Source organism: Streptomyces sp. NPDC097595, assembly GCF_044761525.1.
Classification (GTDB): domain Bacteria; phylum Actinomycetota; class Actinomycetes; order Streptomycetales; family Streptomycetaceae; genus Streptomyces; species Streptomyces drozdowiczii_A.
Window position 1 is genome coordinate 353,605 of record NZ_JBIWCN010000003.1, and the last position, 15,533, is coordinate 369,137.

Here is a 15,533-nt window from a genome sequence, read left to right on the forward strand (position 1 = left end):
CGGTGCTGGGATGGCTGCATGACCGCATCCGCAGCCATCCCGCCCCAGCACGAGATCCGCGCGCTCCACACCGGCGAGACCGTGACCGTCTATCAGGCGTACACCCCGTCGCTCGGGCTGCCCGCCGCCCGCGACGGGCGTTTCCCGGCCGCCTGGAAGCGCGACCGGATGACGTGGATCAAGCCGAGCTTCCTGTGGATGATGTACCGCTGCGGCTGGGGGACGAAGGAGGGCCAGGAGACCGTCCTCGCCGTCGAGATCACCCGCGAGGGCTTCGACTGGGCCCTCGCCCACGCCGAACTCTCCCACTACGAGAGCGGCGTGCACCCGGATCGCGCCACCTGGCAGCGCGACCTGCGCCGGGCCCCCGCCCGCGTCCAGTGGGACCCCGAGCGCGACCTCCACCTGAACCGGCTCCCGTACCGCTCGCTCCAGCTCGGCCTGTCCGGCGAGGCGGCACGGCGTTACGCGGACGAGTGGACGGTCTCGGTCCGCGACGTCACCCCGCTCGCCCGGGAGATCCACGCGCTGGTCCGGGCGGGCGGGACGGAGGCCGCGAGCGCGCTGCTGCCGGACGAACGGGTCTACCCGGCGCCGGTGGCGGTCCCGGGCTGGGCATCCTCGCCGTCGTAGGCGGCCAGCGCAGCCTGGCGGCATTCCAGCAGCTCGTCGAGGTTCTCGTGGGACACGTGCTCGCGGGCCAGCGCCACCATGGCCCTGGCCTCGACCGAGGCCCACGCGTGCCGCGCACGTTTGTTGGCGCGGCGCCTGGTGTCGCCGCGCAGGAAGGCCGCTCCCGCCGCGAACCCGGCGGAGGCGAGGGCGGATAGAGCGGCGGCCACGCGCACATCCGCCGAGGCCAGCCCTGCCGCTCCCGCCGTGCCCGCCAGCAGGGCAGCGGGGAGCCCGAGGGCGATGTCCGTCCTGGCCCAGAACTCGGCCCGACGGTGCGCGAGTTTCCTCTGCTGCGTCGCCTCGTCCCTCATCCGGACGATCTCGGCACGCAGCCGCTGCGCGAGATCGTCCGGCCCCAGGCGCGTGATTCCGTCAGTGGAATTGACCATAGAGGCATTCCAACACGCCTTCTTTGAAAGGGATTTGGCGAGCATGGACAGCCTTCGGGCGGGCGGGGAGTGAGCTTCCCACAAGGCCGCGGACACGGCCGCGCCAAGTCGTCGTACCTCCAGGGGTCAGGCCCCGGCCCACCCCGTCAGCTCCACGATCTCCCGCGCGATGTCCGGCACCGTCCGTCCGTCCGTCGCCAGCCGCGCGGTGTCCGCCGGGGTCCGGGCGTCGAGCATCCGGGCCTTGCGGTGGCTGCTGTGCAGCTCGTGGTCCAGCTCGGAGCCGATCTCGCGGCCGGTGAGCCGCCGAGCGGCCGTCGCGTCCGACGCGGTCAGCAGGACCCGTACGCACCGCACCCCGGCCCCCATTGCCCGCTCGAACATCGGCGCCGAACCGGACAGCACGCTCACCGTGTTCGTGTAGACGAGGCGGCGCACGCCCAGGGCCGCGTAGTTGGCCCAGACCGCCGCCAGATTGCGTTCGGTGATCAGGGAGCGGTGCGGGTCGTCGTCCGGCGCGGGATGCACGGCGCACATGAAGTCCCCGTCGACCACCGCGTGCACGGTCCCCGCCTCGCGCAGCCGCGCCGACACCTCCCAGGCCACCGTGGTCTTCCCCACGCCCGCGCGGCCGCCTATGAGCAGTACTTCCGGCTGTTCCATGGCGGCAGCGTTCCAGAGCGCGGGGGCGTCGCGCGACGCAATTGCCCGGCCCCGGCGCATACCGCGTCCGGAGTACGAGGGCCGCTTCCGTACGCCTTGAGGATGCCCGGGAGTTCCGCCCGGCGGCAGGTGGGACGGGGTGGCGGGCCGCATAGGGTCGTACGCATGGACTCCCCTGTTGCGCGTACGTCCCGGTGGCGGCGCCTGCTGCCCCGCACCCGAGGCCGGTGGGCGGCGGCCGGTGCCGCGCTCCTCGTGCTCGCCGGTGCGGGCACCTGGACGGCCGTTGCCGACGACAGCGGCCCCGCCGTGCACCGCCAGGACCGGATGATGCGCGTCGACGGGGTCTCCCTCGACACCTCGTACTTCACGGCCGGGGGCGACGGGCGCCGGCCCGCCGTGCTCATCGGCCACGGATTCGGCGGCAGCAAGGCGGAGACCCGGGCGCAGGCCGAGCAGCTGGCCCGCGACGGATACGCCGTCCTCACCTGGTCCGCGCGCGGCTTCGGCAAGTCCGGCGGCAGGATCGGGCTGAACGCGCCCGACCGCGAGGTCAAGGACGTGTCCGGGCTGATCGACTGGCTCGCCGGCCGCCCCGAGGTCCGGCTCGACGCCAAGGGCGATCCCCGCGTCGGCATCACCGGGGCGTCCTACGGCGGCGCGGTCTCGCTGCTCGCCGCCGGGTACGACCACCGCGTCGACGCCATCGCCCCGCAGATCACCTACTGGAACCTCGCCGACGCGCTCTTCCCGGACGGCGTGTTCAAGAAACTCTGGGCCGGGATCTTCGTCAACTCCGGCGGCGGCTGCGCCAACTTCGAGAAGGAGCTGTGCGACCTGTACGAACGGGTCGCCGTCAGCGGCAAGCCGGACGCCGCCGCCCGCGACCTGCTCACGAAGCGTTCCCCGAGCGCCGTCGCCGACCGCATCAAGGCCCCCGCGCTCATCGTGCAGGGCCAGACCGACTCCCTGTTCCCGCTCGGCCAGGCCGACGCCATGGCGAAGGCCATCGCCGCCAACGGTGCCCCCGTCTCCGTCGACTGGGCGGCCGGCGGGCACGACGGGGGCGACATGGAGACCGGCCGGGTACAGAAGAGGATCGCCGGCTGGTTCGACCGCTACCTGAAGGGGGAAGAGGGCGCCGACACCGGCCCCGCCTTCCGCGTCACCCGGACCGGCGGCATCGACTCCACGGACGGCGCCGCCCTCACCCGGGGCGCCACCAGCGACACGTACCCGGGCCTGCACAGCGGACCCGAGGCCGTCGAACTGCGCGGGCGCACCCAGAAGATCAGCAACCCCGCGGGGGCCAACCCGCCGTCGATCTCCGCCGTACCCGGCGTCGGCGGCTCGCTCGCCCAGCTCTCCTCCCTCGGCGTCGGCGGCCTCGCCCTCGACTTCCCCGGCCAGTACGCCCGCTTCGACTCCGCCCCGCTGCCCACCGCCCGCCGCGTCACCGGCGCCCCCACGGTCCGAGTGACGGTGAAGGCCGACCACGGCGACGCGGTCCTGTTCGGCAAGGTGTACGACGTGGCGCCGGACGGGAAGCGGCAGGTGCTGCCCGCCCAGCTCGTCGCGCCGTACCGGATCACGCCGGAGCAGCAGGGCAAGCCGATCGAGCTGACCCTGCCCGCCGTCGACCACGAATTCGACGCGGGCCACCGCCTCCGCCTCGTCCTCGCCGCGACCGACCTCGGCTACGCGTCCCCGGCCGAGCCCGCCACGTACACCGTCTCCCTCGACGGGGCCCTCGCGCTTCCCACCGCGCCCGGCCTGAAGACCGCCTCGGCCGCACTGCCCTGGTGGACCTGGGGACTGCCGGCCGCCGCCCTCGTGATCGCCGCAGCCCTGCTGCTCACCGCCCGGCGCCGTACCGCGACGCCCGCACCCGATCCCGCGCTCGCCGACGTACCGCTCCAGATCACCGGCCTGTCCAAGAAGTACGCCAAGTCGGCCGACAGGTACGCCGTGCGCGACCTGTCCTTCCGCGTCGAGAAGGGGCAGGTGCTCGGCCTGCTCGGGCCCAACGGCGCCGGGAAGACCACCACCCTGCGCATGCTCATGGGGCTCATCACCCCCGACGACGGCGAGATCCGGGTCTTCGGGCGGGCCATCCGCCCCGGCGCGCCCGTGCTGTCCCGGGTCGGCTGCTTCGTGGAGGGCGCGGGGTTCCTGCCGCACCTGTCCGGGCGCGCCAACCTGGAGCTGTACTGGAAGGCCACCGGCCGCCCCGACGAGGACGCGCGCATCGACGAGGCGCTGGAGATCGCCGGGCTCGGCGACGCCCTGGCCCGCGCCGTGCGCACGTACTCGCAGGGCATGCGGCAGCGGCTCGCCATCGCCCAGGCCATGCTCGGCATGCCGGACCTGCTCATCCTGGACGAGCCGACCAACGGTCTCGACCCGCCGCAGATCCGCGAGATGCGGGACGTGATGATCCGGTACGCGGCCGGCGGCCGCACCGTGATCGTCTCCAGCCACCTCCTGTCCGAGGTGGAGCAGTCCTGCACGCATCTGGTCGTCATGGACCGGGGCCGGCTCGTCCAGGCGGGCCCCGTCGCCGAGATCACCGGCTCCGGCGACATGCTCCTGGTCACCGCCGCCGACCCGCTCACCGAACCCCTCGTGGAGAAGGTCGCCGCCCTGCCGGGCATCGGCTCCGCCGTCCGCACCGACGACGGCCACGGGCTCCTCGTCCGGCTCGACGGGGCGAGCTCCCCGGAGCTGATCGCCGAGCTGGTCCGCCTCGACGTGCCGCTGACGGGCGTCGGCCCGCACCGCCGCCTGGAGGACGCCTTCCTCACCCTGATCTCCGGAGGCTCCGCATGAGCACCGCAGCCGGCCTCCCCGAGGCCCCCGAGGCGCCCGGCTACCGCGCCCGCCACACCCTCCCGCTGCGCGTCGAGGCGGTCCGGCAGCTGCGCCGGCGCCGGACCCTGCTGATGGGCGGGGTGCTGGCCGCGCTGCCGTTCATCCTGATCATCGCGTTCGCGATCGGCGGCACCCCGGACGGCGGCCCCGGCGGCGCCGACCGGATCACGCTGATGGACACGGCGACCGCGTCCGCCGCGAACTTCGCCGCGACCTGCCTGTTCGTCTCGGCGGGCTTCCTGCTCGTCGTCCCGGTCGCGCTGTTCTGCGGCGACACCGTGGCCTCCGAGGCGAGCTGGTCCTCGCTGCGCTATCTGCTGGCCGCGCCCGTGCCCCGGGCCAGGCTGCTGTGGAGCAAGCTCGTCGTCGCGCTGGGCTTCAGCCTCGCCGCGATGGTGCTGCTGCCGCTCGTCGCGCTCGCGGCCGGAGCGGCGGCCTATGGCTGGGGACCGCTCCAGCTGCCGACCGGGGGAGCGCTGTCGGCCGGGGACGCGGTGCCGCGCCTCGCGCTCGTCGTCGCGTTCATCTTCGTGTCGCAACTGGTGACCGCCGGGCTCGCGTTCTGGCTGTCGACGAAGACGGACGCCCCGCTGGGCGCGGTGGGCGGGGCGGTCGGCCTGACCATCGTCGGCAATGTGCTCGACGCCGTCACCGCGCTCGGCTCCTGGCGCGACTTCCTGCCCGCGCACTGGCAGTTCGCCTGGGCGGACGCGCTCCAGCCCACCATCGAGTGGGGCGGCATGGCGAAGGGCGCGGCCGTATCGGTGACGTATGCCCTGATCCTGCTCGCTTTCGCGTTCCGAGGGTTCAGCCGTAAGGACATCGTGTCCTGACCTTGACATTCCGCCGGTTTCGCGCTCGTCGTTGCCGCATCGAGATCGTTCCGCAACGCTTTCGTCCGGTCCGGACCGCCCGCTCGCACGTCACATTCACAAGTGCTGACGTGACGACACAGGGGGTACGGGATGGAACACCGCACACGGAAGTACCGAGGCGCAGTAGGGCTGTTGCTCGCGACGGGCGTGCTGCTCACCGGCTGCACGGGGACGGACAGCGGCGGCGGCAAGGCGACGTCCGACCAGCGGCGCGCGGGGGCGCCCGCGCCCGCCTACACGGGCGGGGCGAAGGAGGGGGGTGAGGCGGACCGGCTGAAGGAGACCCCCCGGCCCGATTACCTCTCCACCTTCGCGCTGGACGTCGACACCGCCTCGTACGGCTACGCCCGCCGCACCCTCGCCGAAGGCCGGCTGCCCGGAGCGGAGACCGTGCGGCCCGAGGAGTTCGTCAACAGCTTCCGCCAGGGCTACCACCGCCCCGAGGGCAACGGCTTCTCGGTCTCCGTCGACGGGGCCCGGGCCGCCGGCGAGGACGGCGACTGGTCGCTGGTCCGGGTCGGCCTGGCCACCAAGGCCGCGCCCTCCACCGCCGAACGGCCCCCGGCGGCGCTCACCTTCGTGGTGGACGTCTCCGGCTCGATGAACTCGCCCGACCGGCTCGGCCTGGTCAAGACCTCGCTGGGCATCCTCACGGACGAACTCCGCGACGACGACTCGATCAGCCTGGTCACCTTCAGCGACGACGCGGAGACCGTCCTGCCGATGACCCGGCTGAGCGGCCACCGGAGCAAGATCCGCGACGCGGTCGACTCGCTGGAAACCGCCGCCTCCACCAATGTCGGGGCGGGCATCGAGCGCGGTTACGAGGAAGCGGTCGAAGGCCGCCGCAAGGGGGTGAACAACCGGGTCGTCCTGCTCTCCGACGCGCTGGCCAACACCGGCGACACCGAGGCGGACGACATCCTCGAACGGATCGACTCGGCCCGCCGCGAGTACGGCATCACCCTCTTCGGCGTGGGCGTCGGCAGCGACTACGGCGACGCGTTCATGGAGCAGCTGACCAACAGGGGCGACGGCCACACCACGTACATCGCCGACGAGGAACAGGCCCGCAAGGTCTTCGTGGACCAGCTCCCCGCCCACCTCGAACTGACCGCCCGGGACGCCAAGGCGCAGGTCGCCTTCGACCCGAAGACCGTCGAGAAGTTCAAGCTGATCGGCTACGAGGACCGCAAGGTCGCCGACGACGACTTCCGCGACGACACCGTGGACGGCGGCGAGGTCGGCCCCGGCCACACCGTCACCGCCCTGTACAGGGTGCGGCTGCGCGACGGCGCCTCCGGCCATGTCGCCACCGCGACCGTGCGCTGGCTCGACCCGAAGACCCGCACGCCGCACGAGGAGACCGGTTCCGTGGCGACCGGGGCGATCACCGGCAAGCTCTGGGGCGGCCGGAGCACCCGCCTCCAGGTGGCGGCGGTGGCCGCCTACTTCGCGGAGGACCTGTGCGGCGCCGACCTGCCCGGCACCCCGGGCCTCGGCGAACTCGCCGACCGGGCCGAGAAGCTGGCCACGACGACCGAGGACGCCTCGGTCACGAAGCTGGCCGACGCGATCACCCGCGCGGACCGGCTGAAGGGCGACCGGTACCCGGTGGAGGACACGGGAGAGGGCGAGATGGACTGACGGGGAGGAGCCCCGGGGGGACGGCGCGCTCCCCCCGGGGCTCCGGCGGTGTTTACGCCGTCACTACACGGACCGCGCTAGCGTGCTGTGCCCCGCGAAAAAAAGGGACCTCCCTCGGGGGGAGGTCCGGCGCGGGCGGCTGGGGCCGATGCGCCCCCGGCAGGACTCGAACCTGCGGCCAAGTGCTTAGAAGGCACCTGCTCTATCCACTGAGCTACGGGGGCCGGGTGGTGGCTGCGGTGGTCAGGAGCCCCGGGACCCGGGCGGTCCGTGACCTTGCCGGGACAAGGATAGGGCTCCTATCGGCTCGACCTCGTTGCTTCACCTGCGTGGCACGATGTGGAGGTTCGGTGAAGCGAGACGATAATCGCAGGTAGGCCCGGATCACGCACCGCTTTTGGCGCTTCACGCCACGGGTGTTGTGCACTCGTTATGCCTGCGCCCCACTCATCCCCTCTGTCCGGACGGGGGAACCGGCGCGCAGAGGTGGCTATACGCTTCAAAAAGGCGCCAAAATTGGGCATTCTTCGCATGTGGTGACCTTGGACGTACGGCCTCAGCTCATCGACGCACTCTCCGCCCTGCGCGACTGTGTCGCCGCCGTGCGTCTCCCACTCCCGCTCCCAGGGGCCCCGCGCGCCAGGCAGACCAGGACCGAGCTGCTCGCCCAGCTCGACGACTACCTGCTGCCCCGGCTCAAGGACCCCGAGGCGCCCCTGCTCGCCGTCATCGGCGGGTCGACCGGCGCCGGCAAGTCGACGCTCGTCAATTCCCTGGTGGGGCGCCGGGTCAGCGAGGCCGGGGTGCTGCGGCCCACCACCCGCACGCCCGTCCTGGTCTGCCACCCGGACGACCAGCACTGGTTCGCGGGCGTACGGGTGCTGCCGCAGCTCACCCGGGTCTGGCTGCCGCCCGAGGAGTACGCCGAGCCCGGCCAGTGCGACGACCTCGACGGACCCGACGGCCACGCGGCCGAGGAGGGCACCGCGCTGCGCGTCGAGACCGCGCCCGGGCTGCCGCGCGGGCTCGCCCTGCTGGACGCCCCCGACATCGACTCCCTCGTCGTCCGCAACCGGGTCCTGGCCGCCGAACTCATCTGCGCCGCCGACATCTGGGTCATGGTCACGACGGCCTCCCGGTACGCCGACGCCGTGCCCTGGCATCTGCTGCGTACCGCCAAGGAGTACAACGCCTCGCTCGTCACCGTCCTCGACCGGGTCCCGCACCAGGTGATCGCCGAGGTCTCCCGCCAGTACGGGGCCCTGCTCACCAAGGCCGGCCTCGGCGAGGTGCCCCGCTTCACCATCCCCGAGCTGCCCGAATCGGCGGGCGGCGGCAGGGGCCTCCTGCCCACCACCGCCGTCGCCCCGCTCCGCGCCTGGCTCGCGCACCGCGCCCAGGACCCCGCCGCCCGCCAGCAGGCCGTCGGCCGGACGGCCGCCGGGGTCATCGACTCCCTGGACGTCCGGATGCCCGCGCTCGCCGGCGCCGTCGCCGCCCAGTACGCCGCCTCCGTACGGCTCACGGGTGTGGTCGAGGAGGCGTACGGGAAGGAGGGCGCCCGCCTCCGGCGCAGGCTGAAGAACGGCGGCGCGCTCGCCGGCGACGCCCGGACCAGGTGGCGCGGCTACCCCACGTACAGCAGCTCCGAGGAAGTGCTCGACGCCCTGGTCGAGAGCCTGGCCGCGCTCCTGGAGTGCGGCGTCGCCGCCGCCGACGAGCAGATCCGCGCCGTCTGGCGCAAGGAGCCCGCTGCCTCGGCCTTCGCCTTCGAGGCGGCGGGCCGCGAGGAGGGCGGCTGGGGACCGGCCGAGGACATCCGGGGCCGGATCGACATGACCGTACGCAGATGGCGCCGCATCCTCGAAGAACTGGCCGAGGAGGAGCTGCGCCTGATGGAGCGCAACACCGCCCCGGACCCCGAGACCGTCGCCGCCCTGCTGGCCGCCGCCCTGCTCGGCGGACGCCGCGCCCGCACCGCCGGCGAACAGCTCGCCGAACGCATGGGGGCGCAGGGTGCGCTGCGGCTGCGCGACAAGGGCGGCGCGCTCCTCACCAACTGCCTCGACCACGTGCTGAACGGCGAGCGCGACCGGCGGCTCGCCCCCCTGGACGCCCTCGACGTGGCCCCCGAGCCACAGGCCGAACTCATCGCCGCGCTGTCCCTACTGCAGAAGGAGAGGTGGCAGCGATGACTGCCGTCACTGACGAGAATCCGGGGCAGGGCGGGACCGGGGAGCAGCTGTCCGACACCTCCGACACCTCCGACGCCTCCCGTGCCGACACATCCCGTTCCGACGCCTCCCGCTCCGGCACCGGCTGGGACGACGGGCTGATCGCCCGGCGCGCGCAGGCCGGCCGCAAGGAGGTCGAACAGGCCCCCGACGAGGCCCCCGAGGAGGAAGAGGACGACGGACGGCCGCAGGTCGAGGCGTACGTGGACTCCGGCAGCCCGCTCCGGCCGCGCCTGGACGCCCTGCGCGAGCTCGTCGGCCTCTCCCGGGCCCGCCTGGACCGGGCCGCGCTCGCCGAGGCGGGCCGGGTGCTGGACGAGGCGGCGGCCCGGCAGCGGCTCTCCTCCCGGCACACCGTCGTCGCCATCGCCGGGGCGAGCGGCAGCGGGAAGTCGGCGCTCTTCAACGCGCTCGCCGGCGCCCAGCTCTCCGAGACCGGCCTGCGCCGCCCCACCACCTCGTCCCCGCTCGCCTGCTCCTGGACCGACGGGGCCGCCGGACTGCTGGACCGCCTCGCCGTGCCCGGCAGGCTCCGGCGCAGGCCGGCGCCGGGCGCGGCGGCCGACGAGGCGCTCCAGGGCCTGGTCCTGGTCGACCTGCCCGACCACGACTCGGCGGCGAAGGGCCACCGCGACCAGGTGGACCGGGTGCTCGCGCTGGTCGACGCGGTGATCTGGGTGGTGGACCCGGAGAAATACGCGGACGCCGCCCTGCACGAGCGCTACCTGCGCCCGCTCGCCGGCCACGCCGAGGTCACCTTCGTCGTGCTCAACCAGATCGACCGGCTCCCGGGCGAGGCCGCCGACCAGGTCCTGGACGACCTGCGCCGGCTGCTGGACGAGGACGGCATGGCCCTCGGCGAGCACGGCGAGCCCGGCGCGACCGTCCTGCCGCTGTCCGCCCTGACCGGCGAGGGCGTCGGCGAACTGCGCGAGCTGCTGGGCCGGTTCGTCCAGGACCGCACGGCCGCGACCCGCCGCCTGTCCGCCGATGTGGACGCGGCGGCGGCCAGGCTCCGCCCGGTGTACGTCGCCGAGGGGCGGCCGGGTCTGGGGGAGCGGGCCCGGGAGGAGTTCGCGGACCGGCTCGCGGAGGCCGTGGGCGCGGCGGCGGCGGGGCAGGCGGCCGAACGCGAGTGGCGCCGCAACGCCGGACGGGCCTGCGGCACGCCGTGGCTGCGGCTGTGGCGCTGGTACGAGGCCACGCGGCAGCCCGGCAGCCGGGACCGGGTCCCGCTCGCCGCCCCGCCCGAGGAACGGCTCACCGCACGCCAGCGCGTGGAGCAGGCCGTGCGCACGGTCGCGGACGACGCCGCCGCCGGACTGCCAGGGCCCTGGGCGCAGGCGGTGCGGGAGGCCGCGGTGCACGGGGCGCAGGGGCTGCCGGACGCGCTGGACGAACTGGCGGGGCGCGTGGCGGGCGGCGAGGCGGCCGCGCGGGGCGCGGGCGGCGGTGTGGTGTGCGCGACGGCTTCGGAGCCTGCGGGAGGCTCGGCGGGCGGGGGCGCGGGTGAGAGCCGGGGCGGTCGGGCCGCCGGGAGGCCGCCGCGGCCGGCGTGGTGGCCGGCGGCGGTGCTGGCGCAGGTCGCGATGACGTTGTTGCAGATCTTCGGGGGCCTGTGGCTGGCCGGCCAGATCATCGGGGTGCTGGAGCCGGGGCTGCTGACGCCCGCCCTGGTGATGCTCGCGGGCATCGTGGGCGGCCCGCTCGTCGAGTGGTCGTGCGCGGCGGCGGCCCGGGGGCCCGCCCGGCGGTACGGGCAGGAGGCCGAACGGCGGTTGCGCGAGGCGGCGGCGGCCTGCGGGCGGGCCCGGGTGCTCGACCCGGTCGCGGCGGAGCTGATGCGCTATCGCGAAGTGCGGGAACGCTATGTGGCGGTGACGGAGTTTTCCACAACGGGCCGTTAGTCCACAGCCCTCGGCAGGATTTCCGCCTCCCCTTCAGCATGGGACCGGTGACCGCGCGTACGGCGCGGCCACGGGATCCGGGCGAAGGGGAGGCGGAGTCATGAACGAGACCCTGGTGACGCTGGTGGGCAACGCGGCGACGGCGGTGGAGTTCCGGGAGACGGCGAGCGGGGCCATGGCCCGGTTCAGGTTCGCGGTGACGCCCCGGCGGTGGGACCGGGTGAAGGAGGTCTGGGCCGACGGGCACACGAGCTTCTACACCGTGTGGGCGTGGCGCACTCTGGCCGCGAATCTGACGGGCTCGGTCGCGGTGGGGGAGCCACTGGTGGTGCACGGCAGGCTGAAGGTGCGCGAGGAGGAGTTGGAGGGGCAGCGCCGGACCTTCGTGGACATCGAGGCGGTGGCGGTGGGCCATGATCTGACCCGGGGCACCGCCGCGTTCCGCCGGGTGGTCAGGGGCGAGCCGGGGCTGACATCGAGGTACGGTCCGGCGCCGGTCACGGCGGGGGCCGATCCGTGGGCGGTGCGGGAGGCGCCGGAACAGCCGGGCGGGGAGCCGGTGGAGGGTGGTGGACCGGCGGGCGGCGCGGAGCCGTCGGAGGAGGCGCCGGAGGAGGTGCCGGTGCGGGAGCGGCCCGCACGGCGGCGGACGGTGCGTCAGAAGGGCGGTGCGGCGCCCCGGAAGCCCGACTCCGATCTGGTGACCGCGTGACGACCGGGCGCGCCGGGGCGGGTGGTCGCAACGGGGCGCGAGGCGTTCGGGATAACGATTGCGATTCGGAATGGTTGTCGGATGGTATGACGGGGGACTGTTCATGGCTCGCTCCATAGGATCTCCCCGTACTCACAAGGCACTTGAGTAGCAGGCGGGACAATCCCCACACGCGTACCGGGCGCGAGGGTCTCGCCCGGAGGGGAAATAAGTGTTTTCTGCTTCTTCAGCGACCGCTTCGTCATCCAGGGCGACGGCCCCGACCGCACGGCGCGGGCGCATAGCCCGGCTGACCGCTTCCGCGATGGCGTCCGGCCTGGTCGTGGCCGGAGCCCTCATCGGCGCCGGCACCGCGACGGCCGACGAGGTGCCCGCGCACCAGGGCGGGGCCACCGCCGTGCTGGACGGCCTCAAGACCTATGACACCGCCTACGTCCACGCCGACGGCAAGCAGGACAAGGTGTCCGCCGGCCTGTTCGAGATGAACGTCGACGGCGGCGGCACGCTCAAGACGTACTGCATCGACATCCACAACCACACCCAGGACCAGGCGAAGTACCTGGAGACTCCCTGGGACCAGACCTCGCTCGGCAGCAACAAGGACGCCGGCAAGATCCTCTGGATCCTGCAGCACTCCTACCCGCAGGTGAACGACCTCTCCGCGCTCGCCAAGGCGGCCGGCACCGGCGCGCTCACCGAGAAGACCGCGGCGGCCGGCACCCAGGTCGCGATCTGGCGGTTCTCCGACCACGTCGACGTGACCGCCCAGGACGAGCAGGCGGAGAAGCTCGCGGACTGGCTGGAGAGTTCCGCCACCGTCATCGCCGAGCCCAAGGCGTCCCTGGCACTCGACCCGGTCGCGGTCTCCGGCCGCTCCGGTGAGCGCCTCGGCCCGGTCACCGTCCGCACCAACGCCGGCCAGGCCACGGTGACCCCGCCGGCGGACCTCGCCAGCGGCGTGAAGGTCACCGACAAGGCGGGCAAGCCCGTCACCACGGCGTCCGACGGCGACCAGCTCTACTTCGACGTTCCCGCAGGCTCCGACGAGGGCACCGCCTCGCTGACCGTCCAGGCCGCCACCTCCGTCCCGGTCGGCCGCGCCTTCGCCGGGGTCACCAAGAGCCAGACCCAGATCCTGGCCGGCTCCAGCGAGTCGACGGTCTCCGCGACCGCCACCGCCGGCTGGGCCAAGAAGGGTCCGATCCCGACGGCCACCGCCGAGAAGAACTGCGACAAGGGCGGCGTCGACATCACCGTCGGCAACCAGGGCGACGAGGCGTTCACCTTCGAGCTCGACGGCAAGCAGAACACCGTCGAGGCCGGCAAGACCGTGACCGTCACCGTGCCCGTCGCCGAGGACCAGGCGTACGACGTCACTGTCACCGGCCCGGGCGGCTTCTCCAAGACCTTCAAGGGCGTCCTGGACTGCAAGACCACCAGCAGCGGCACCGGGGGCAGCAGCACCGGTGGCACCGACACCCAGACCGGTGGCGACAAGCCCACCACGACCACGGCCACGGCCGGCGGCAGCACGGGCGGCGACGACACCAACCTCGCCGAGACCGGCAGCTCCAGCGCCACCCCGATGATCGCGGGCATCGCCATCGCCCTGGTCGTCGTCGGCGGCGGCGCGGTCGTGCTCCTTCGCCGCAAGGGCCGCACCGCCAGTGAGTGACCAGCGGTAGCACACCGTCACACGCACTGATCAAGGCCCCGGCGGGCTTCGGCCCGCCGGGGCCTTCGCGTACCCCCGCCCCACCACCCCACCCGCCCCACGCGTACCGAGACCCGGGACCGCGCGTATCGCGCACCGGACCGGTTTCCGTCAAGAGGCGGCCGTCAGGCAAGATGGGGTGTATCTGCCCACTCATCGATTGCCGGACGGTTTCTCTTGGCTGAGTACATCTACACGATGCGCAAGACACGCAAGGCGCACGGCGACAAGGTCATCCTTGACGACGTGACGCTGAGCTTCCTGCCCGGCGCGAAGATCGGTGTGGTGGGTCCCAACGGTGCCGGTAAGTCCACGGTGCTGAAGATCATGGCGGGCCTGGAGCAGCCGTCCAACGGTGACGCGTTCCTGTCGCCCGGCTTCAGCGTCGGCATCCTCATGCAGGAGCCCCACCTCGACGAGGCGAAGACGGTTCTGGAGAACGTCCAGGACGGCGCCGCCGAGATCATGGGCAAGCTCAAGCGCTTCAACGAGGTCGCCGAGCTCATGGCGACCGACTACTCCGACGCGCTCATGGACGAGATGGGCAAGCTCCAGGAGGACCTGGACCACGCCAACGCGTGGGACCTGGACGCCCAGCTGGAGCAGGCCATGGACGCCCTGGGCTGCCCGCCCGGCGACTGGCCCGTCGTCAACCTCTCCGGTGGCGAGAAGCGCCGCGTCGCCCTCTGCAAGCTCCTCATCGAGGCGCCCGACCTGCTGCTCCTCGACGAGCCCACCAACCACCTCGACGCCGAGTCGGTGAACTGGCTGGAGCAGCACCTCTCGAAGTACGCGGGCGCCGTGGTCGCCGTCACCCACGACCGGTACTTCCTGAACAACGTCGCCGAGTGGATCCTCGAACTCGACCGCGGCCGCGCCATCCCCTACGAGGGCAACTACTCCACGTACCTGGAGAAGAAGGCCACCCGCCTCAAGGTCGAGGGCCGCAAGGACGAGAAGCGCCAGAAGCGGCTCAAGGAAGAGCTGGAGTGGGTGCGGTCCAACGCCAAGGGGCGCCAGACCAAGTCCAAGGCCCGTCTCGCCCGTTACGAGGAGATGGCCGCCGAGGCGGACAAGATGCGGAAGCTGGACTTCGAGGAGATCCAGATCCCGCCGGGGCCGCGCCTCGGTTCCATCGTGGTCGAGGTCGAGAACCTCTCGAAGGCGTTCGGCGACAAGGTCCTCGTCGAAGACCTGTCGTTCACGCTCCCGCGCAACGGCATCGTCGGCATCATCGGCCCGAACGGCGCCGGCAAGACCACGCTGTTCAAGATGATCCAGGGCCTGGAGACGCCGGACAGCGGCTCCATCAAGGTCGGCGACACGGTCAAGATCAGCTACGTCGACCAGTCCCGCGCCAACATCGACCCGAAGAAGACCCTCTGGGCCGTCGTCTCGGACGAGCTGGACTACATCAACGTCGGCCAGGTCGAGATGCCCTCGCGGGCGTACGTCTCCGCCTTCGGCTTCAAGGGCCCGGACCAGCAGAAGCCGGCCGGGGTCCTCTCCGGTGGTGAGCGCAACCGCCTCAACCTGGCGCTGACGCTCAAGGAGGGCGGCAACCTGCTGCTCCTCGACGAGCCCACCAACGACCTCGACGTCGAGACCCTGTCCTCGCTGGAGAACGCCCTGCTGGAGTTCCCGGGCGCGGCCGTGGTCATCTCCCACGACCGCTGGTTCCTGGACCGCGTCGCCACGCACATCCTGGCGTACGAGGGCGACTCCAAGTGGTACTGGTTCGAGGGCAACTTCGAGTCGTACGAGAAGAACAAGATCGACCGCCTCGGCCCGGACGCGGCCCGCCCGCACCGCGCCACGTACAAGAAGCTCACGCGAGGCTGATCGT

The 15,533-nt window shown here is 72.9% G+C and carries 11 protein-coding genes and 1 tRNA gene; 9 read left to right on the forward strand and 3 right to left on the reverse strand.

The genetic code is table 11. The features are described from left to right. The first annotated feature begins 18 nt into the window (after positions 1-18). The gene (locus ACIQZN_RS06490; protein WP_403988953.1) at positions 19-633 is read left to right on the forward strand and encodes a DUF4291 domain-containing protein; all 615 of its coding nucleotides are present in this window, start codon (positions 19-21) and stop codon (positions 631-633) included. On the opposite strand, the gene ACIQZN_RS06495 is transcribed toward ACIQZN_RS06490, so the two are convergent. Both ACIQZN_RS06495 and ACIQZN_RS06500 read right to left on the reverse strand, forming a co-directional pair. After that, on the reverse strand, positions 585-1,064 hold the full coding sequence (locus tag ACIQZN_RS06495) for a hypothetical protein (RefSeq protein ID WP_403988955.1): 480 nt from the start codon (positions 1,062-1,064) through the stop codon (positions 585-587). The genes ACIQZN_RS06490 and ACIQZN_RS06495 overlap by 49 nt on opposite strands. A gap of 126 nt (positions 1,065-1,190) precedes the next feature. Beyond that, positions 1,191-1,727 carry an AAA family ATPase gene (locus ACIQZN_RS06500; protein ID WP_403988957.1) on the reverse strand — a complete coding sequence of 179 codons (537 nt, stop codon included), beginning with the start codon at positions 1,725-1,727 and terminating at the stop codon, positions 1,191-1,193. A 165-nt stretch (positions 1,728-1,892) separates the two neighbouring features. Between ACIQZN_RS06500 and ACIQZN_RS06505 the strand changes: the two genes are divergently transcribed. The 3 genes from ACIQZN_RS06505 (at position 1,893) to ACIQZN_RS06515 (ending at position 7,120) form a co-directional block, all read left to right on the forward strand. Continuing rightward, positions 1,893-4,556: an alpha/beta fold hydrolase gene (locus tag ACIQZN_RS06505; protein ID WP_403988959.1), complete on the forward strand. Its 2,664-nt coding sequence runs from the start codon at positions 1,893-1,895 to the stop codon at positions 4,554-4,556. Continuing rightward, entirely contained in the window at positions 4,553-5,431 is an 879-nt protein-coding gene (locus ACIQZN_RS06510; protein WP_403988961.1) for an ABC transporter permease, read from the forward strand. Before ACIQZN_RS06505 ends, ACIQZN_RS06510 begins: the two co-directional genes overlap by 4 nt. Positions 5,432-5,563: 132 nt before the next feature. Continuing rightward, complete coding sequence (locus ACIQZN_RS06515; RefSeq protein ID WP_403988963.1) at positions 5,564-7,120, forward strand: von Willebrand factor type A domain-containing protein; 1,557 nt, start codon at positions 5,564-5,566, stop codon at positions 7,118-7,120. Between the two features lie 151 nt (positions 7,121-7,271). On the opposite strand, the gene ACIQZN_RS06520 is transcribed toward ACIQZN_RS06515, so the two are convergent. Beyond that, positions 7,272-7,344: transfer RNA gene (locus ACIQZN_RS06520), tRNA-Arg, on the reverse strand. 318 nt (positions 7,345-7,662) lie between these two features. On the opposite strand from ACIQZN_RS06520, the gene ACIQZN_RS06525 reads away from it, so the two are divergent. From ACIQZN_RS06525 to ettA, 5 genes are all read left to right on the forward strand, one after another. Continuing rightward, entirely contained in the window at positions 7,663-9,315 is a 1,653-nt protein-coding gene (locus tag ACIQZN_RS06525) for a dynamin family protein (protein ID WP_403989174.1), read from the forward strand. Then, positions 9,312-11,261, forward strand: coding sequence for a GTPase (locus ACIQZN_RS06530; protein WP_403988965.1), 1,950 nt, complete (start codon positions 9,312-9,314; stop codon positions 11,259-11,261). The genes ACIQZN_RS06525 and ACIQZN_RS06530 overlap by 4 nt, the downstream gene beginning before the upstream one ends. A 100-nt stretch (positions 11,262-11,361) precedes the next feature. Beyond that, positions 11,362-11,973: a single-stranded DNA-binding protein gene (locus ACIQZN_RS06535; protein ID WP_403988967.1), complete on the forward strand. Its 612-nt coding sequence runs from the start codon at positions 11,362-11,364 to the stop codon at positions 11,971-11,973. A 304-nt stretch (positions 11,974-12,277) separates the two neighbouring features. Further along, complete coding sequence (locus ACIQZN_RS06540) at positions 12,278-13,648, forward strand: Cys-Gln thioester bond-forming surface protein (RefSeq protein WP_403988969.1); 1,371 nt, start codon at positions 12,278-12,280, stop codon at positions 13,646-13,648. Between the two features lie 216 nt (positions 13,649-13,864). Then, positions 13,865-15,529 carry an energy-dependent translational throttle protein EttA gene (ettA, locus tag ACIQZN_RS06545; RefSeq protein WP_073863553.1) on the forward strand — a complete coding sequence of 555 codons (1,665 nt, stop codon included), beginning with the start codon at positions 13,865-13,867 and terminating at the stop codon, positions 15,527-15,529. Positions 15,530-15,533 lie beyond the last annotated feature (4 nt).

Bases quoted from the DNA above. Each gene is read 5' to 3' on its own strand.
- ACIQZN_RS06515 (WP_403988963.1), top strand. From the start codon at position 5,564: ATGGAACACCGCACACGGAAGTACCGAGGCGCAGTAGGGCTGTTGCTC.
- ACIQZN_RS06540 (WP_403988969.1), top strand. From the start codon at position 12,278: ATGGCGTCCGGCCTGGTCGTGGCCGGAGCCCTCATCGGCGCCGGCACC.
- ACIQZN_RS06505 (WP_403988959.1), top strand. From the start codon at position 1,893: ATGGACTCCCCTGTTGCGCGTACGTCCCGGTGGCGGCGCCTGCTGCCC.
- ACIQZN_RS06530 (WP_403988965.1), top strand. From the start codon at position 9,312: ATGACTGCCGTCACTGACGAGAATCCGGGGCAGGGCGGGACCGGGGAG.
- ACIQZN_RS06495 (WP_403988955.1), bottom strand. From the start codon at position 1,064: ATGGTCAATTCCACTGACGGAATCACGCGCCTGGGGCCGGACGATCTC.
- ACIQZN_RS06500 (WP_403988957.1), bottom strand. From the start codon at position 1,727: ATGGAACAGCCGGAAGTACTGCTCATAGGCGGCCGCGCGGGCGTGGGG.
- ACIQZN_RS06490 (WP_403988953.1), top strand. From the start codon at position 19: ATGACCGCATCCGCAGCCATCCCGCCCCAGCACGAGATCCGCGCGCTC.
- ACIQZN_RS06535 (WP_403988967.1), top strand. From the start codon at position 11,362: ATGAACGAGACCCTGGTGACGCTGGTGGGCAACGCGGCGACGGCGGTG.
- ACIQZN_RS06510 (WP_403988961.1), top strand. From the start codon at position 4,553: ATGAGCACCGCAGCCGGCCTCCCCGAGGCCCCCGAGGCGCCCGGCTAC.